The organism is Hominibacterium faecale (assembly GCF_020734085.1).
Taxonomy (GTDB): Bacteria; Bacillota; Clostridia; order Peptostreptococcales; family Anaerovoracaceae; genus Hominibacterium; species Hominibacterium faecale.
Genome location: NZ_JAJAGH010000009.1, coordinates 250,790 through 269,151, shown reverse-complemented (window position 1 = coordinate 269,151; position 18,362 = coordinate 250,790). Strand labels below are relative to the sequence as shown.

General features: G+C 47.8%; 14 protein-coding genes. 12 read left to right on the top strand and 2 right to left on the bottom strand.

All coding sequences use genetic code 11. From position 1 onward, the window contains the following. Nucleotides 1-60: 60 nt before the first annotated feature. The 6 genes from LG211_RS14310 to LG211_RS14285 all read left to right on the top strand — a co-directional run bounded on the left by LG211_RS14310 (nt 61) and on the right by LG211_RS14285 (nt 7,774). Nucleotides 61-1,998: an AraC family transcriptional regulator gene (locus tag LG211_RS14310; protein ID WP_269477849.1), complete on the top strand. Its 1,938-nt coding sequence runs from the start codon at nt 61-63 to the stop codon at nt 1,996-1,998. 364 nt (nt 1,999-2,362) lie between these two features. Continuing rightward, nucleotides 2,363-3,649: a M24 family metallopeptidase gene (locus tag LG211_RS14305; protein WP_148397394.1), complete on the top strand. Its 1,287-nt coding sequence runs from the start codon at nt 2,363-2,365 to the stop codon at nt 3,647-3,649. A gap of 1 nt (nt 3,650) precedes the next feature. After that, nucleotides 3,651-5,279, top strand: coding sequence for an amidohydrolase (locus tag LG211_RS14300; protein ID WP_148397393.1), 1,629 nt, complete (start codon nt 3,651-3,653; stop codon nt 5,277-5,279). Further along, the gene (locus LG211_RS14295) at nt 5,280-6,650 is read left to right on the top strand and encodes a Na+/H+ antiporter NhaC family protein (protein WP_269477848.1); all 1,371 of its coding nucleotides are present in this window, start codon (nt 5,280-5,282) and stop codon (nt 6,648-6,650) included. It abuts the gene before it with no gap. A 256-nt stretch (nt 6,651-6,906) separates the two neighbouring features. Continuing rightward, nucleotides 6,907-7,089: a LemA family protein gene (locus LG211_RS14290; RefSeq protein WP_148397391.1), complete on the top strand. Its 183-nt coding sequence runs from the start codon at nt 6,907-6,909 to the stop codon at nt 7,087-7,089. Beyond that, nucleotides 7,082-7,774, top strand: a complete 693-nt coding sequence (locus LG211_RS14285; protein ID WP_269477847.1) for a PD-(D/E)XK nuclease domain-containing protein — start codon at nt 7,082-7,084, stop codon at nt 7,772-7,774. The genes LG211_RS14290 and LG211_RS14285 overlap by 8 nt, the downstream gene beginning before the upstream one ends. A gap of 68 nt (nt 7,775-7,842) precedes the next feature. Here the strand turns inward: LG211_RS14285 and LG211_RS14280 are convergent, their stop codons facing one another. Next, nucleotides 7,843-8,391, bottom strand: a complete 549-nt coding sequence (locus LG211_RS14280) for a LysE family transporter (RefSeq protein WP_272490585.1) — start codon at nt 8,389-8,391, stop codon at nt 7,843-7,845. Nucleotides 8,392-8,557: 166 nt separating this feature from the next. Here LG211_RS14280 and LG211_RS14275 point away from each other — a divergent pair, with 166 nt between their 5' ends. The 4 genes from LG211_RS14275 (at nt 8,558) to LG211_RS14260 (ending at nt 13,562) form a co-directional block, all read left to right on the top strand. Beyond that, a complete protein-coding gene (locus tag LG211_RS14275; protein WP_367177920.1) occupies nt 8,558-9,100 on the top strand; it encodes a helix-turn-helix domain-containing protein in 543 nt (180 codons plus the stop codon). A 204-nt stretch (nt 9,101-9,304) separates the two neighbouring features. Then, complete coding sequence (locus LG211_RS14270; protein ID WP_269477845.1) at nt 9,305-10,777, top strand: sigma-54 interaction domain-containing protein; 1,473 nt, start codon at nt 9,305-9,307, stop codon at nt 10,775-10,777. Nucleotides 10,778-11,019: 242 nt separating this feature from the next. Then, nucleotides 11,020-12,435, top strand: coding sequence for an MFS transporter (locus LG211_RS14265; RefSeq protein WP_227755459.1), 1,416 nt, complete (start codon nt 11,020-11,022; stop codon nt 12,433-12,435). A 17-nt stretch (nt 12,436-12,452) separates the two neighbouring features. Continuing rightward, entirely contained in the window at nt 12,453-13,562 is a 1,110-nt protein-coding gene (locus LG211_RS14260) for a DmpA family aminopeptidase (protein WP_227755458.1), read from the top strand. Between the two features lie 329 nt (nt 13,563-13,891). Here the strand turns inward: LG211_RS14260 and LG211_RS14255 are convergent, their stop codons facing one another. Next, nucleotides 13,892-14,833 (bottom strand): helix-turn-helix domain-containing protein, encoded by a 942-nt coding sequence (locus LG211_RS14255; RefSeq protein ID WP_227755457.1) that lies wholly within the window; start codon nt 14,831-14,833, stop codon nt 13,892-13,894. 164 nt (nt 14,834-14,997) lie between these two features. Here LG211_RS14255 and LG211_RS14250 point away from each other — a divergent pair, with 164 nt between their 5' ends. Both LG211_RS14250 and LG211_RS14245 read left to right on the top strand, forming a co-directional pair. Beyond that, complete coding sequence (locus LG211_RS14250; RefSeq protein ID WP_269477844.1) at nt 14,998-16,632, top strand: APC family permease; 1,635 nt, start codon at nt 14,998-15,000, stop codon at nt 16,630-16,632. Nucleotides 16,633-16,651: 19 nt separating this feature from the next. Continuing rightward, nucleotides 16,652-18,361, top strand: coding sequence for an amidohydrolase (locus LG211_RS14245; RefSeq protein ID WP_269477843.1), 1,710 nt, complete (start codon nt 16,652-16,654; stop codon nt 18,359-18,361). The last annotated feature ends 1 nt before the right edge of the window (nt 18,362 follow it).

Here is an 18,362-nt window from a genome sequence, read left to right as displayed (position 1 = left end):
TTTTCATATGGAAACCTTTCCATAAAGATCCGGAGTATAATACGACCAGGAGGAATTAATATGGGTTTTGAAGAAAACGGGATGATCTACGTGAGCCAGAGCAGCATTGTTGGACAGACGTTTCACTGGCACGACGAGCTGGAGCTGCTCCTTGTGGTAGAGGGCAGCCTGGATTTAAAAGTTGGTTACGAATGGTTCAGATTGAAGGCCGGCGACATCATGCTCATCAACAGCGATGAAATACACAGCATGAAGGAAACCAATGAAAAAAACGTTGTCATTTGTGTATACATCGACTGCAATGCATCTTATGAGAAATATCCGGATTTTTATGAAATCGTCGCTCTTTGGCCGTATTCCGAAGCGTTCCATAAATTAAACCAGCGAAAACATGTGATTATGGAGCATGTCAATCGTCTGGCGGTGCTGATCGACCAAAACGCGGACAGGGAACGGATCGCCCGCCAGTTTGATTCCTTTCTCAAGAGCCTGATCTATTGCTACCGCGTGGATATTACCGATTTGAACGGCGCGGCCTTCCAAGTGACGGATGAAAAAATGGATATTATTTATCGTACCATCAAGTATTTGTATTCCAATTACGACCATAAAGTAAACCTGCAGGATGTATCGGAGCAGGAATACCTGAGCATGTTCTATCTTTCCCACAAGTTCAAGGATATCACCGGATACAGTTTTCGGGACTGGCTGAATTTTGTCCGAGTGGAAAAAGCGGAAAAACTGCTCCTCAACACATCTTCGCCCATTACGGAGATCGCCTACCAGTGCGGGTTTTCGGACGTGCGCTATTTTAATAAGCATTTTATGAAGTGGTACAAAATAAGTCCCAACAAGTACCGCAAACTGTTCCGTGAATCCTGTGAAATGTACGACGATACGGAGCGCTTTGAGGAGCCTGTTCCTATGGTGGATATCATTCATAAAATCGAATCCATTGTCCCGGAAATAAAAGCGGACGCAGATACGGAAAATGAGATTGTGATTGATCTCAATACAAGGAAAGTAGCGGAGCGATTGGACCCATCGTGGAAAGAGAAGCTGTGGTGCGGCGGCTCCAATATCATCGGATATCGAAAGATGAAACAAATTGAAGAGGCGCAGAAAGACATTGAATTTATGGCGATCATCGCCGACGAGCTGTTCAGCGCCGGGATTCAGCAGACGGAAGACACGTCGATGCCGCAGCTGCATAGCGTTCTCAACTTTTTGCTGGATATTTTCGCAAAAGTCTATTTGATTGTGGGATGCAGTAAAGACGACCAATATGAAATCGATGCGGCAGAGGAATCCCTGCGGAATTTTTTCAAGTTTTACCCCAGAGGGCGGGCAGCGCAAATGGAGTTTAAGATCGATATGGCGGACAACGAGCGGGAAACAAAGGAAAAAATCAAAGAATTTACCGCCCTCCTGGATTCTCTGAACATACGGCACAAGCAGTATGAACACTACAAGAGGCCAGTGGACAAGCGGGGCAACGTTGAAACGGACTACATATCCAATATGATTGATGGTGAAATCAGAATGGACTGGCTTTATTCCAAGAACGGATTTAAAAATAATCTGTACTATTTCTACTTTTTCCTTTCCAAGATGGGTGAGGCGGTTGTTGTAAAAGAAGAGAGTTATGTGATTACAAGAAAAGAAGATGATTTTCAGATTTTGTTCCACAACGGAGGCACCAAATTCAAATACCCGCAGCAAACCGAGTATAAACTGATTTTAAAAAATTTCCGCGGCAGCTACAAGTCGGTGCATTATGCATGGAACTCTCAGCGTGACGACATCTCATCGGTCATTAAAAACCCAAACGTGATCCGGTATTTGAGTGACAGCGAATATGAGATGGTGGACCAAGCATCTCTGCCGATGATTTCCGTCGATTATATCGATGAGGATCAACTGAAAGACAAAGCCTTTGCCCTTGAGCTGCCGCCCGCTGCCGCGGATATGCAGCTTACGCTTTTGATAAAGGTGTGACTTTCGGGCTGGTGAGGTCTGAGGTGCGCCCAAAAGTTATTGGGCGGAAAAAATTAAAAATATTTTTGAAATTTACACTTTTTTCAACGGTTGAGCCCTGGAAAGCTTGGCCTGAATCAAGAAACTCCGTTTTGCGTCAAGATTCGACCCCGCAAACCCACAACTTTGCGTAACTTTTACGATTTCCCCAATAAATTTACCGCATTGCGAAGCCCCCCCTGCATAAAGCAGGGGCATTTTATTCGCAAATTTACCTATCGCCATAACAAGATAATGGCTTAAAACCGGAAGCAAATAACGATATACTCCAAGGTAAATTAATTAACTTTTCAGACAATTCAAAACTGAATGGAGGGAACGCAAAATGTCAGAGAGAAAATTTGATTTAATTCCGGGAGTAGAAAGCTGCGCCGGAGAAATGAAAGTCGCTTTTCCCATGGAGGAGTATAAGAACCGACTGACCAGAATCAGGCAGATCATGGACAGAGAAGAGATCGACTTTGTGTACGCCACAGCCCCTGAAAGTATGTACTATATCAGCGGATACGATGTGGTATGGCACCGGGTCAATTCGCCCCAGGCCTGGTACGATTCAATGGGGGCGGGAACGGCCATACATGTGGACCACGATAAATTCATTCACTTTGACCTGCCGGATGAAGAGGGCGTACTAAAACTCACCAGCATTTCCACCGACACAAGGCTGATCTACGATATCCCGGCGGATATGTACGGAAAATCCTATATATGCACAACAGACGAGGAAGGCTATAAAGAAATTGTAATCAAGAACTTAAAGGAAGAAGGATGGATCAAGCCTGGAATGACCATTGGCCTGGAATTGGGCAGCTACCGTCCCAGCTATTTGATCTTCGACCAGTGGAAAACCCTGTTCGAAGGGGCCGGATGCAAGGTTGTCGACGCCACGGAAGTGATCCGGGAGGCCCGGGCCGTAAAATCGCCTTTGGAACTCCAATATATTGAAACGGCGACCAATATCTGCAATGTGGGCATGGAAGCGATCTACGACGCATTGGAGCCGGGCATAACCGAATTGGAAATTGTTGCGGCCTACACCAACGCCCAGCTAAAGGCCGGCGGCGAAAGTCAGGCCATCGCCAATATGGTTCGTTCCGGCCCTTACCGTTCCTGGTGTTTCCACATCCCCGCGTCCAGGAGAAAAATCATGCTGGGCGATCCGGTGGGCGTGGATCTGGCCGGTGTATTCAACCGGTATCATTCCAACCAGTGCCGCTACTTTTCCGTGGGCGAGCCGCCAAAGGAATTTGCGGCCAAATACGCAGTCAACCAAAAGATTATCGAAACCGTTAAAAACACAATTAAGCCCAATATGCTCATGTCGGAGCTGCTCATAGAACTGAAAAAATACTACCAGTCGGAGGGCCTCTGGGGCCAGCAGTACTGGATCGGCGGATATGAGCTGGGCATCGCCTTTCCGCCTGACTGGTGCGGCGGATCGACGGTCTATGATATCTATTTCGACTGCGAAGATAAGGAAAGACGCTTCGTTCCCGGAACCGTCGTCAACTTTGAAACCGGCTTCGGCTGCATCGATACCCTTATGTTCAAAGAAGATGAAGCGGTTGTTCTGGGCAAAACGACCAGAGAACTGATGGTTAAGGAGTTCTGATATGTTTGCAGACTATATTATAAAATCCAACTGTATCTTCGATTCAGTCAGCGATGAGCCCTTCAAGGGGTTCATCGCCGTTGCGGGAGACAAGATTGCATACATAGGAAGATCAGATGAACAAATGGCAGAGTATCTGGGCGGCCAAACCCAGGTATTAAGCTATGAGGATCAGCTGGTCATGCCGGGAATCGGCGAAAGCCACGCCCATGTTTTTTATGGAGCGCTGGAAGTGGCCGGAGCCAATGTGGCGGAGTCCCGCTCCGAAGAGGACGCGGTGCAGATGATTTTCGACCATGAAAAGGACAAGGAGAATGAATGGGTGATCGCTTTCGGCTGGAACCATGAATATTGGCAGACCAAAGAACTGCCAACGAAAGCGTCTCTGGACCGACGGTTTCCCGACAAACCGGTGGTGGTCATCAATGAGGAGCTTCACGGCGCATGGGTAAACACAAAAGCCTTGGAAGTCTGCGGAATTGACCGGAATACCGCTATTCCGCAGGGCATGGGGATGATCGGAAAAGATGCCGCAGGGGAGCCTAGCGGATATCTGCTGGAGACCTATGCGATGAAGCTGGTTTTGGATGAAGCCTTTTCCATGCCAGAAGAGAAAAAGAGCCGACTGATCGATGCGTATTTTAAAACGACGGCCAGCCTGGGAATCACTTCCCTAAGCAATCTGCAAATCCATGAAATCCTCATGGAAGATGTGTTTGAGAAAATGGATCAGGACGGCAGACTCAAGGTGAGAATGTCCCTCCTTGCTTCGATCAATACGCCTATGGAAAAGCTGCTGGATATGAAAAACAAGTATCACAGCGACACGCTTAAATTCGGCGGAATCAAAGGATTTGTCGACGGCACGCCTATGGGCTATACGGGTGCGTTGATCGAAGAATACAGCGACCGCCCGGGATTTTACGGAGAAAAATATCTGTCCGTGGAAACTTTCGGCCAGCGGGCGCGGGCGTTTGAAGCCAATGGCATCCGGATGCGGCTCCATGCATGCGGGGACGGGGCGGTAAGGGAAGCGCTGGACATATATGAATATTGCCGCAGCGCCGGCGGAAAAGAACCATTGCGTCATACCATCGAGCATTTTGAAGTGGTGCATCCGGACGATCTGGGGAGAGTCGGGGAGCTTGGTGTTGTGGCTTCTGTTCAGCCGGACCATATGTGGGCCCCGGTCTTTTGCGAACACCCTTTCCATAAAATTCTCGGAGAAGAACGCTGTAAGTATGTTTACCCCTTTAAAAGTCTGGCAGGAAAAGGCGCGGTTCTCGCCTTTGGCAGCGACCATCCCATTGCGGAGCTCAATCCCATGCGGGGCATTTACAGAGCGGCCTCCAGGCTGTCGGAAGACAAGCAGCCCGAGGGCGGCTGGTGCCCCAATGAAAAACTCAGTCTGGCCGATTCGCTGAAAGCTTATACAATCGGATCTGCATATCAAATGCACAGCGAGGAGAAAACAGGCACCTTAGAGGCAGGCAAATTTGCCGATATCGCCGTGTTAGACAGGAATTTGTTTCAAGTTGATTTGGAAGAGATTCTGGAGACCACCGTCGCCATGACAATGTTAGGAGGAAGGATCATTTACGAAAAGAAACCCTGTTTGGAGGTGAAGTAAGTGGAATATGGAATTTTATGTTTACTGCCGATCGCGGTCATGCTGGCAGTAGCCATCATAACCAGAAAATGCATTTCATCCATGGTGATTGCGATTCTGGTGGGCTGCGTGATTATTGGCGGCACCGGCTGGTTTTCAACGTTTATCGATCAGGTTTATACGACAGGCTGCAACGAGGATACGGTATGGATCGTCTGCCTGATGTGCGTGGTCGGCGTTCTGGTGGCGCTTTTTCAGGCATCGGGCGGCGCTCATGTACTGGTTAAAATCGTAGAAAAAAAGGTGAAAGGCGAACGAAATCTATACCTGTGGTCCTGGCTGTTATCGGCGCTGCTGTTCATCGATGATATGATGCGCTCATCCGTAATCGGCCAGATGACACCGCTGTTCGACCGGTTCAAAGTGCCGCGGGCTTCCGTGGCCTACTATATCGACTCCACCAGCACGACCGTTACATCCCTGGTGCCGCTGACGAACTGGGCAGTCTTTTTCCAGGGCGTGTTCGCCGGCTTTGTGGAGCTGGAATACCTGGGCAATGGATTTGACATTTATGTAAAAACAATTCCCTTTAATTTCTACGCCATCGCCGCGCTGCTGGTGTGTTTTGGATTTACCATGGGATGGGTGCCCAAGCTGGGCGGCATGAAAAAAGCCTATGAACGGGTGCAGACTACTGGAGAGCTTTACAGCAAGGCCAGCATTCCGCTCAATCCGGAGGAAAAAGTAAATGAGGAAGAAAAAGATCCGAAAGCCCCGGTTCGGCTGGTGGTATTCATTGCCGGAATCGCCATTTTAACGGCATCCATTCTGGTTACCGGCGACGTGCTGTCCGGCTTTTTTATCGGAGTATTTTCCATGTGCGCGCTCTTGTTCATAACAAGGCTGTGTACCTGGAAAGAGATCATGACAGCCGCCATCGAGGGCGAGGCAAGAATCATTCAGATGCCGCTGATTTCCTTCTTTGTTTACATGTTCAAGGATATTGTTACGACCCTGCAGGTTCCGGAATATATTATCTCCATTTGCGAGTCCTTCCTGTCTCCGGTATTTTTCCCGCTCATTACCTTTATCGCCTGCGCATTGCTGACATTCTGTTCCGGGAGCACCTGGGGCGTAACGGTTGTTTATGCGCTGGTGGCGGTTCCCCTTTCCGTTTCCATCGGGGCGGATCCGGTGGTCGTGCTGGCTGCGATTTTATCCGGCGAAGCCTTCGGAGCACACGTCTGCTTCTATTGCGACTACACAGTATTCGCATCGGCAATGGCAAAAATCGATAATATTGAACACGCCTTTACACAAGTTCCGTATGGGATCATCGGCGGAGCATTGGCGGCAATCGGTTTTCTTGTTTCAGGAATTGTGATGGCATAAAGGAATTGTAAGCGATGGAAGCCCGCAGCGGGCGGAGACCATGCGGTCTTTCTAACTGATGCGGCAGAGCTGCGCACCCCGGAGATTGGACGAAAGGGCTGGATAATTTAAAATTATCCGTGTACATAAAGGCGGAAAAGATTACACCAAAGGCTATGACAGCAGCGGACTTTTTGCGGGACTGGCGGTTTCCGGGGCAGCGTCTTTTTCCCAGCATTTGAACAAGCACAATGTCATCTATATAGACTTTAGCAGGATGCCGGATCTTTGCGATAGCTATAAAGCGTATATGACCAGCATCCTGAAAAACATGAAGGCGGATCTGGCCGAAGCCTATCCGGAGCTTGCGGCGCGGGAATATGACAGCCTGAGCCAGATGCTCCAGGATACGGAAGACTCGTTCATCTTCATCCTGGACGGAAACCGGCCCCATGAATGAAATCGCTGACTGCATTGAGCACAACGTGGACGAGGTGCGGGAAGATATCGTCAAGCTGGTGGCCGGTATCCCGGTCCCCATCAAACTGAAAGGCTACAGCGCCGCCGAATTGCAGCTGGACACCAGAGACGAAATCCTTTCAGCCATGGTGGTCTATGGATTTCTGTCGTACTATGACGGCTGCCTGCAGATTCCCAATCATGAGCTGATGGAAAAATACGAGGATGTTCTGACACGCCGGAGCATGGGCGAGGTGAAAGCCATTGTGGATCGTTCCCAGAAGATGTTAGAAGCCACTTTGGCCGGTGAGGAAGAAACGGTAGCCGCGATCTTGGAAGAGGTTCATGATAAGGAAATCCCTTTTCTCAAATACAATGATGAAAATGCCCTGTCGTGTGTCATCACTCTGTGTTATCTGTCAGCGCGGGATGATTATTACATTGAACGGGAAGCTAAGAGCGGAAAGGGATACTGCGACTACCTATTCCTGCCAAAGAAGCCGGGGAAGCCGGCGATTGTGCTGGAACTAAAGGTGGGCGGCTCCTGTGAAGAGGCTATCGCTCAGATCAGGGATAAAAATTATGCGCAGAAGGCGGAAGGCTGCGAAGAGATCCTGCTGGTGGGCATTAACTATGACCGGGTAAAACAGCATCAGTGCAGGATTGTCGCTGATCGCCCTCAATAAGAGGCTGAAATTAAGGCGCTGTATCAGTGCCAAAATCATCCGATAAAACCTTTCGTACTAACTTCCCATTACAGAAATAAGGCGATGGCGCAATAAATAAGCAACAGCGCCATAACCAGGTTGACGAGTTTTGTATGTTTGGCTAAAATTTTACAAAAGGCAGAGCCCAACAAGGCCCACATAAAAGAGCCGGAGGCACCGATCAGCGTTAATATAGCGGTGAACCCAACCATTGCCCATGGGGAATGATAAACGGGCAAAATGTAGAGCGATATTGCTGTTATCGCATAAATATAGATTTTTGGATTGGCAAATTGCAGGATCATACCAGAAAGAACGCTGGCCTCTTTGCCGTTTTCCGTATGCAGGTCAGCAGAGCTTTTCCATACTTTCCAAGCTAAGTACAACATATAGACGGCGCCAAGAACCTGCATAACGATTTTGATTTTCGGAAGCAGCTGATACAGCACCGCGCTAAAAATCATGCACAGTACCATTACTGCTGCAAATCCGGCTAAAATACCAAAATTAAAACGGAGACTGCGCCGATAGCCGAGCCGGATAGCATTGCTCATAGAAAGCAGGTTGTTTGCTCCCGGCGTGTAAGCCGTGATCATGCAATAAATAAGAAAGTCATATAAATGAAACACGAAAGACGCCTCCCTCTTTACTTATAAAAGCAATAGGTATATAATGGTACAAAAGGTGCGATATATCGCACTGTATGATATAATAATACATTATGTGCAATATATTGTCAAGAGGAGGTTTCTTTTGGATACGATGAATGCGATTGTGGCAAAGAATATAAAGCGTCTGCGGGAGGAAAACAAACTGAGTATGGAAGAACTCTCCAAACTGAGCGGCGTTAGTAAGAGTATGCTTGCCCAGATTGAACGGGGGGACGGGAACCCAACATTATCGACGCTTTGGAAAATTTCCAACGGAATGAAGGTGCCTTTTGATGCACTGACGGTGCGTCCTGAAAAGCCTTATGAGATTGTCAAGACTGGGGAAATACAGCCGCTGCTTGAAGACGGCGGGAGGGTGAAGAATTATTCGATTTTTCCCGACGATGAAAACCGCAGATTCGCGGTGTACTACTTGGAGCTTGAGGAGGGCTGTTATTGGGAATCAGAAGCCCACTTAAGGGGGGCGACGGAATTCGTTACCATATTCAAAGGCGCCCTGGAAATTTGCCTGAACGATCAGAGCTTTACGGTAAGGGCTGGTGAACACCTTCGATTCAGGGCAGATTCCATTCATTCTTACAGAAACACAGGCAATGAAACAGCCATTGTTCATATGATTATCTATAACCCGTAAAACATAATAAATCTGTCGAATCATGAGCGCGAATCACCCGCAAGCCTTTTCCACAGAGCATTGGCCGGCTTGTGGGATAATGTCAGAAGAGCTGCACTCGTGCAAGGGATGCGTGATGAAACTTCCCTGAAGCGCATCCCTTTTCGCGTATGCAGATGTTGTCGCAAAATCGGGGAAAAAGACTGGACTGAAGAAATGTCCGGTATGACATTAGAGGAAAACGCCATGAAAAAAGAAAAGAAAATCACATATTTCGGCTTGACGTTGGAAGAGTGCAAAAACGTCTTCGATGCCATTGACGGGCTGGTCGTCATAGATCATAAGGGAATTATAAAATATTTATCTCCCGATCTATTTGACGCATTGGAAGAACTGTACGGCATCGAGCTTCCACAAAAGGTGGTGGGGAAATCCATCCATGAAATCCACCCCACCAGCAAAATCAGCAGCGCCTTTGCAAAAGAAGAACAGCAGGAAGCCTATTTCTATTTGTCCGATGGTTTCATCAGTGTTGCCAGAATCAAGCCTGTTTATGACCATGGACAGATCGCAGGCGCCATCGACTATGATTTGTTCACGGACAGCTGGCAGCTGCAGAGCTTTGCGGAAAAGCTAGAAACAGTACTGAACGGAACGATTATGACCAAGAACAAAGGGTTTGGAAACGTTTCCGAATTTTACAATAAGAAAAAGGAGTCCAAGTATATGGTAGCCGATATCATCGGCAAGAGCCTGGCCATCGAAAGAATCCGGCAGAAAATTTATAACCTGGTGGAATCCGACTCCACCGTCCTCATAACCGGCGAATCCGGGGTGGGCAAGGAAGTCGTCGCACAGGCCATCCACAGCAGCAGTATGCGCAGCCGGTTTCCCATGGTAGAAGTGAACTGCGCCTCCATACCGGAGCATTTGTTTGAATCAGAGCTCTTTGGCTATGAAGAAGGGTCCTTCACCGGGGCAGCGCGGGGCGGCAGACAAGGAAGGTTTCAAATGGCCGACAAGGGAACGATTTTCTTGGACGAAATTGACCAGATCCCCTATCATATGCAGCCCAAGCTTCTGCGGGTCCTGCAGGAAAAAGAGGTGGTGACCGTCGGGGGCAAAAAAATAAAAATTGACATTCGCATCATTTCCGCCACCAACAAGGATTTAAAAAAACTTGTGGAAGAAGGCCTGTTCCGGGAAGATCTATATTATCGACTGGATGTGATCAATATGGAAATTCCCCCATTGCGCCAAAGGACAGAAGATATCCCCCTTCTTGCCCAGGCCCATATCCAGCGGCTAAACCCGGTCCTCAACAAAGCCATAATTGGAATCACCCAAGAGGCGGCAGGCATTCTCAAAGAATACGATTGGCCGGGGAACATCCGGGAACTGTTCAATGCCATCGAACGAGCCATGAACGAATGCAGCGGAGATACCCTGGAGAGCAAACACTTTAAGGAGCTGAACATCGCGCGCTTAAAAGAGTTCATCGTCGATGAGCCGATGGAAGCAAAAGAAAATTTGCTGGGCAAATTGATGGACGATACTGAAAAGCGCATCCTGGAGAAAGCCCTGAAGCTGAACGACTGGAATATTACGGCAACGGCGGAGTTCCTGGGAATCTCCAGACCCAGTCTGCATTATAAAATAAAAAAATATAACCTGAGCAAAAAGGATGACCGGGGGTAAATCGTCAGATTCTTTTACTATGATAAAAAACCTGACACCGGCGCAAAAAGGTCCAAACTGAATAACAAAGTGATATAAGAAAAAAGAAGTGTTAAAAAATCTGACACTTCTTTTTTTGTGCAAGCTGTTAAAGGCTGTATTTCCAAGGTTTAAGAAGTGGCACAATATTTGCGGTATTCTGTCCATGTAAAGGCCTTTATCATTAACTGTCACTCGTATAGGATTTAAGGAGGATCATGTTTATGACTGAAACCAAATCTGAAAGGACAACGATCGCATTAAAACTGCAATATGCGTGCGGCCAGTTGACCGATTCCATACCGTTCAATATGTTCTATATTTACTTTTTATATTTTGTGACCGATGTAGTCGGACTGCCGGCCGTATATGGCGGGATCATTGCCTTGATTGTCGTGCTGTGGGATGCGCTGACGGATCCCATCGTGGGCTATTTATCCGACAACTGCAAATCAAAGTACGGGCGAAGAAGGCCTTTCATGCTTGCAGGCGTTTTCCCCTTATTCCTCTGCACGGTGCTGCTGTACACTGCGGTGGATTTCAGCAGACCCATTACCTTGCTTTATTATATCGCAGTGGGGATTTTATATTGGACCAGCTATAAAACGTATGTCATTCCCTTCTTTGCATTGGGCGCCGAACTGACCCAGGACTTTAACGACAGGACCACGCTGCGCGGCTTTGCAGGAGTTGGAATCTACGTGGCTACATGGCTTGTCAGCGCCGGACCGATGATGGTTCTGGACAAAGTCACCCAAAGCGGAGGAACGGAAGCACAATCCTGGACAATTTCCGCAGTAGCCTTTGGGCTCTTCGGGCTGGCAGGCGGCTTGATCTGCTGGCGGGCGACCAAGGGGAAAGAATTTGTGGATAAGAACCAATATAAAGCAGAACAAAAGGCAAAGCTGCTGGCAAACTATAAAGAACTTTTCCAATTAAAAGCTTTCCGCCGGTTTTTGCTGATGACTTTGGCATACAACATCGCTTTTTCTATAGCATCGGCTGCTTTTGTTTATATCATGGACAACAATCTGGGCTTGAGTCCGGCCAAACAGGCGGGATACTGGACCATTTACTCGATCCTGACTATCGCATTTATTCCCATCTGTAATCTGATCAGCAATCGCTTTGGAAAAAAACAGGCTTTGATTTCCCTGAATCTGATCAGCATTGCCGGCTGCATGTTCTATTTCTTTTATGGAATTCCCGACTTCACCCATTTGATTTTGTTTACCGCATTTTATAACATCGGCAATGTATGCTACTGGTCCGTAGGCTATTCCATGATGTACGACTGTGCCGAGCTGGACGAATATGTGACTGGAAAGAGGCGGGAAGGCGCAATTACCGGATTCTCGTCCTTCATGCAAAAGTTCGGATCAGCCATTGGAATGTATGTGACTGGTGGCCTTTTGTCTCTGCTGGGATATGATGGTACGGCGGAAGTTCAGACCCAGCAGGCTCTGCAGGGCATTATAACGGTCAATACCTTGATACCGGGAATTTTATTTATGGTTGGAACGGTCTTTATCATCCTTTATCCGGTAACAAAGGAGCGCTTTCAAAATCTGCTGGAAGCGATCGAATATAAAAAAGAAGGAAAAGAATATCCGCAAGAAAAACTGAACAAAATTTTTTAACAGGGAGAATGATAAATATGAAAAAGAGAGCAAGAGAAGCGGGAATCCCGTTCTATGGAGCAACTGGAAAAAATAATGCCATAACAGACGTAGCCGGCGTGGAAGTGGGCTATGCGACCATCATCGAGGGCAGCGCCTCTGATTCCATGGATGCAGGCAGTGGTATTGTCAGAACAGGCGTAACGGCCATTTTACCGAGAGGGAAAAAGCGGAGCGCTGTATTTGCCGGACGGCATGATTTAAACGGAAACGGAGAACTGACGGGAACACACTGGATCGATGATTCAGGGTTCATGCACGGCCCCTTGATGTTGACCAACACCAATAGCGTGGGCATGGTCAGAGATACTGCGGCCAAATGGATGATCGAGCATAATTTTTACTATCCTCTTATCAATGAAGGCGAAGAAATACCTGGCTGCGGATATTTTTATCCCGCAGTAGGGGAAACCTGGGACGGGCTTCTCAACGATATAAATGGATTTCGAGTAAAAGAAAAACATGTGCGGAAAGCCCTGGAAAATGCCAAAGGTGGCAGAATCGCAGAAGGAAATGTGGGCGGAGGCACAGGCATGGTCTGCCATGACTTTAAAGGCGGAACCGGAACCGCCTCGCGTCTTTTGCCAAAGAAGGACGGCGGATTTACAATCGGCGTACTGGTTCAGGCCAACCACGGTTTGCGGAAAAACTTCAAAATCAAGGGCAGGCACATGGGAACTCAAATTTGTGGAAGCCAGGCTGTATATAACATGTTAAAGCCTAAATCGGGAACCGGGTCCATCATCGTTGTCATCGCCACTGATGCGCCTCTGATGCCCTGGCAGCTGTCCAAATTATGCAAGCGCATACCCATCGGCATCGGAAATTTAGGATCATATGGAGAAAACGGATCCGGAGATATCTTCCTTGCGTTTTCCACAGCCAACGAGAACGCCTACACTTCCTCGGAATCTCAAGTGACGATGCTCAGTGACGACCTGCTCGATCCCATTTATTTTTCCGTGGCCGAAGCGGTTGAAGAGGCGATTCTTAACGCAATGTTCGCAGCCGAAACCATGGAAGGCATATGCGGCAATAAAGTATATGCGCTGCCCCAGGATCAGGTGATTGAGCTTTTGGCGAGATAGAGTGCGATGCCTCGCAGAAGGCGTCGTGAAAACTCTGTTTTCAAAGCGCATTGCGTTGGGCTGGGAAAATTTTATTGCAAGTTTACGTTTTTTTCGCAAAGGTATAGGTTTGCGTGGCCTGATATTGAGAAGGGATGGATTTTGTCGCTTCTGGTTGATTTTGAGAGGGCGCAACCGTTAAAAACTGCGTAAAAACTTAAATTTGTTTTAGAATTTTTCCCCAAAAACTATGACGCCGAAAAATCAAAAAAGACATGCGATGTCGGACATATTCTAGCAAACAGAGCTGCTGCATTGAAGCGCGATTTACTTCATGCAGCAGTCTTTTTTTAAACAAACACCTTCTGCAAATGCCAGTCTGTGATGTATTCTTTCAAAAGAGTGGCCGCTTCCGCTTCCTTGACCACTGTAAGCCGGGGGGCCTGCTCCAGATAAGCGCGACAGCGGTCTCTGTGCTCCGTAGGCGTACAGCCCCACCACTCCTTGAAGGTGGTGTAGAAATACTTTGGATCGGAAAAACCGCTTCGATAAGAGATTTCCGAATTAGGCAGATCGGTGGTGAGCAGCAGATGTTCCGCTTCAAAGCAGCGTATGTATTTGACCATCAGACTAAAGCTTTTGAATACCGTCTTGCTGATAAATTGAGAAAAATAATTTCTACTGATGTGCTCGGAAGCGGCCAGCTGGGAAACGGAAATCTTTTGATCAAAATGATCATTGCAATAGGCCAGCACTCGGTAAAAACGGTCATGAAGATCCAAATTCATGTATTCATCCTGATTTTCGTAATTAAACCAGTTAAAGAATTTGAAAAGGATTTCAATCAGACGATTGGCGGGCTCGCAGATGCCTTGAGGGTATGTTGGGTCGGCCGTATGCTGCACGTAGGAAAGGGCCAAAAGAATATCCTTGACCTCATTCATGGCTTCCTTTTGATAGGGATAACAATGACAGCTTTCGCAGGCAAAGAAAACGTGACGCAAGTTTTCCCAGGGCAAGTGGGTTCTGGTGAGGTTTAAATGGAAAACTAAGGTCAGGTTGTCGCAATCAGAGTGGATATAGTGAATATCCCGGTAATCCACGGAAAAGATTTCTCCGGCCTGAATCCTGACGCTCTGGTGGCCGGCAGTCAGCCGGACGGACCCGGAAAGACAGAAGATCAACTCCAAATCATGGGGATGATAATGGGGATTAATATGGCCGATTTTGCAGAGCCGGCTTTCGTATGTTAGTTCCTTCTGATAATTGATGGGGGTTTCTTTGATATCCATAAGGTAAGGATACACGAAAAAGGGGGTATAGTCAAATTTTAGATTAATTGGTTCTTTTTTTATCAAAAACGGCAATCGTCATGGAACTGGATTGGGGTCATAATTTTCTTAACAAACAAAATATTAAAAAAAGATGCGGCATCGGAAAGTTTGGAGGAAAATTTATGGAGAACAAAGGAAATGTAATCGGCCAGGATGGTGTTGCCGGTTTAAAAAAACATACCATGCGGCCAATACAAATCGCTTTTTTGCTGTTCTGCCTGGTGGCTGCAGGTGCGTTTGGAATTGAGGATATGATCCCAACCAGCGGACCGGGACTGACGATCGGGATGCTAGTCGTATTTGCGATCATCTGGGCGTATCCCATCTGTCAGATCGTATCGGAACTCAGTGCTCTCATGCCGTCTGAAGGCGGAATTTATGTTTGGGTTAAAGAGTCGCTGGGCGAGTTCTGGGGATTCTGCATGGGCTGGTGGGGAACAATCTCCATTTATCTGTCATCTGCCACTTATGTTGTGCTGATCGTAGGATATGCGGCCGATTTTATTCCAGAACTTAAGGATCCCTTTATCTCCTTTGTCGTCAAGTTTGCCATAGTCGCCTTTTTTGTCATTATTAATCTAATGGGACTGAAGGAAGTTGGAACGGTTAGCACCGTTTTATCGATTTTAATTTTAGCTGCTTTTACGACTGTAACCGTGGTGGGCTTTGCCAACTGGGAGTATAATCCGGTACAGCCCTTTATGCCGGAAGGACAGTCCATCATTGACAGCTTGGGCGGCAGCATATGCCTGGTGATCTGGATGTACTGCGGATATGAATGCGTCTCCAATATGGCGGGAGAACTGGAAAATCCGGAAGTCATTCCCAAAGGCTTTAAAATTGCCATGCCGCTGATTGCACTCAGCTATATACTCCCTACTGTGGCCGGCCTTGTATCCATAGGTTCGTGGGAGAAATGGGGGACGGAAGGAATCGGATACGGCGACGTGCTTACTCAGCGCCTGGGATATGGATGGGGTGTAGCATTTCTTGTAATTGCCATCGCTTCCCAGGCTGCAATTTTTAATTCCTATATTGCGGCCGGATCGAGGGGATTTTTTGTCATGGCCGACGACCGGCTCTGCCCAAAGTTTTTGGTAAAAGTCAGCAAAACAAGGGGCGTTCCCATCCTGGCCATTCTACTTTTAGGTGCGATTACAGTCCTGATGATGAATTTTAATTTTTCCACTTTAGTTACAATACTAACGCCATTGGCTTTGATGGTTTATGTGGTTCTTGGCATCGCTCTGCTAAAAATAAGAAAACTTTATCCTGTAGAGGAACGAACCGTATGGTACATCAAAGGCGGAAAAATAAAGATCTTTGTTATGGCTCTCCTGCCAATGATGATCGCAGTTTTGGGGCTGCTGGTCAACGGAACGGAATACTTTCTTCTCGGATTTATTTCGATCGGTTCAGCTGTAGTATTCTATATCATATTTAAAGTGAGCTGCGGCGGGTTGTACAAAATAAACCCACAAGAATACCCGATCAATTATAAAACCAGACTTGCAAAGGGCGATATACAAAGGATCGGCGTATATGTGCTGGCTTTCGGTATATATGCTATTGTGGGGAGCCTTTTCCTCAGCTGGTATGAAGGTGATTGGGGACCTGAATATTATTTGGAAACCTACGGATCGGGACTGCAAAGCGACTTTTGGCTCATGATAAAGACCGCCAGGATTGGCGGAATAATCGGTGCAGCGGCAGGCACGGCGCTGCTCCTGATCGGAAAAAAGAAAGACCCCGTATGAAAGAAGGAAGTGAATAGTTATGAATATTAACAAAGAGATGATTTTGTTCAACGGAAAACTATATAAAAGCAATGAGCAAAGGGAAATTGCCGAAGCAGCGGCCATCAAGGACGGCAGATTTATAAAAGTGGGCACGCTGGCCGAATGTCAGGCTGCGCTGCCGGAAGGGGATTTAATCGACCTGCAGGGAAGGCTGGTGCTGCCCGGCCTCATCGACGGGCATACCCACCCGGAGACCATCGCCAAGAGCCGCTGGCGCGTGCAGATGCCGGAGTTTGATGATATGCATCAGATGCTCTCCTTTGTCAAGGAATATTGCCAGACCCACCCGGTCAGCGAAGTTCCGTATTTTTTCGGCGAATGTTATCCGCCCACCATGTTCGATGAAAAGGGGCCTCGAAAAGAATGGATCGACGAATATGTGTCGGACCGGCCGGTAAGGCTCCAGGACTTTACCGATCACGCCTGCTGGTACAATTCCAAGGCTTTGGAGCTGATGGGCATCGATAAGAATAACGAGGAAACGGGTATGGCGCCATTTTTCATACGGGATGACAAGGGCGAGCCCACAGGCTGGGTTCTGGAACCGCTTCCAACCAAAGATTATGAAGATGTCATGTATGATAAGATTGGCTGGCATCCGCCGACTACCGTGGATGAAAAAACCTTATCCCCTTTCCTGGACTTTCTGAAAAAACGCGGTGTTATCGGCATCCTGGACGGGATCACCGAAGGCGAAGAAGCGATGAAGCTTTATTACGATATGGATAAGGCGGGAAGGCTCAACATGTATTATGAGGGGACCTGCCTCCTTGAGAGCTTCGACAAACTGGATGCCTGCATCGCCACCCTGCGTGTCTGGCAAAGAACATACACCAGCGATCATGTGAGGATCCATACAGTGAAGACTTTCCTGGATGGCACCAATGAAATGGGCAACAGCGCATCGCTGGAGCCCCACTGCAATGATCCCGACAAGGCTAATTACGGACAGATCAATATGAGCGAGGAAGAACTGATAAACGTACTGCTGCGCTTGAACCAGGAAAAGCTGGATCTCCATGTCCACGTGGTTTGTGACCGGGGATTCCGCACTGCCTGCGATGCTTACGAAAAGGCAAAGAAGCAGGTGGAGTCTGAGGGCGGAACATGGGATATTTACATGGAACTGGCCCATTGCGAACTGGTTCACCCCGATGACCGCAGGCGGCCTGCGGAGCTGGGAATCATCATCAACTGGTCCTGCCACTGGGCGGGCGGATATTTCGGTGAAGCAGCCATCGATTACCTGGGACAGGAACGTTGGAACACCATGTATGACTTCTCAGAGATGATTGAATCCGGAGCAGTGGTTACTTACAGCAGCGATGTGATCGGCATGTGCGAAGAGCATAGAGGAGATCCGTTTTTGGGCATGGAGATATCGTCCACCAGAGTTGACCCGGAAGATCCTCTTGACCCGGAACAATATCCGGGAAGCGTTCGACCGCCGGAGAGGGCAAGGCTCAGCGTCGCCGATCTGGTGGACGGGTATACCAGACTAGGGGCGATTCCGCTGCGGCTGGAAGATGAGACCGGCACCATTGAGGCAGGAAAACGAGCCAATCTGGTTGTACTGGACAGAGATATCTTCCAAATTCCGGTAAGTGAGCTTCATGAAGTGAAACCGGAGGCCGTGATGTTTGAAGGTAGTTTTCTATTTTCAGAGTTTGATGCAGAGAAAAAATAAT

What these genes read in the sequence shown, in the direction of transcription:
- LG211_RS14275 (WP_367177920.1), top strand. Translation starts at nt 8,558, where the DNA reads ATGAATGCGATTGTGGCAAAGAATATAAAGCGTCTGCGGGAGGAAAAC.
- LG211_RS14270 (WP_269477845.1), top strand. Translation starts at nt 9,305, where the DNA reads ATGACATTAGAGGAAAACGCCATGAAAAAAGAAAAGAAAATCACATAT.
- LG211_RS14260 (WP_227755458.1), top strand. Translation starts at nt 12,453, where the DNA reads ATGAAAAAGAGAGCAAGAGAAGCGGGAATCCCGTTCTATGGAGCAACT.
- LG211_RS14280 (WP_272490585.1), bottom strand. Translation starts at nt 8,391, where the DNA reads ATGATCACGGCTTACACGCCGGGAGCAAACAACCTGCTTTCTATGAGC.
- LG211_RS14300 (WP_148397393.1), top strand. Translation starts at nt 3,651, where the DNA reads ATGTTTGCAGACTATATTATAAAATCCAACTGTATCTTCGATTCAGTC.
- LG211_RS14265 (WP_227755459.1), top strand. Translation starts at nt 11,020, where the DNA reads ATGACTGAAACCAAATCTGAAAGGACAACGATCGCATTAAAACTGCAA.
- LG211_RS14245 (WP_269477843.1), top strand. Translation starts at nt 16,652, where the DNA reads ATGAATATTAACAAAGAGATGATTTTGTTCAACGGAAAACTATATAAA.
- LG211_RS14255 (WP_227755457.1), bottom strand. Translation starts at nt 14,833, where the DNA reads ATGGATATCAAAGAAACCCCCATCAATTATCAGAAGGAACTAACATAC.
- LG211_RS14310 (WP_269477849.1), top strand. Translation starts at nt 61, where the DNA reads ATGGGTTTTGAAGAAAACGGGATGATCTACGTGAGCCAGAGCAGCATT.
- LG211_RS14290 (WP_148397391.1), top strand. Translation starts at nt 6,907, where the DNA reads ATGCCGGATCTTTGCGATAGCTATAAAGCGTATATGACCAGCATCCTG.
- LG211_RS14285 (WP_269477847.1), top strand. Translation starts at nt 7,082, where the DNA reads ATGAATGAAATCGCTGACTGCATTGAGCACAACGTGGACGAGGTGCGG.
- LG211_RS14250 (WP_269477844.1), top strand. Translation starts at nt 14,998, where the DNA reads ATGGAGAACAAAGGAAATGTAATCGGCCAGGATGGTGTTGCCGGTTTA.
- LG211_RS14305 (WP_148397394.1), top strand. Translation starts at nt 2,363, where the DNA reads ATGTCAGAGAGAAAATTTGATTTAATTCCGGGAGTAGAAAGCTGCGCC.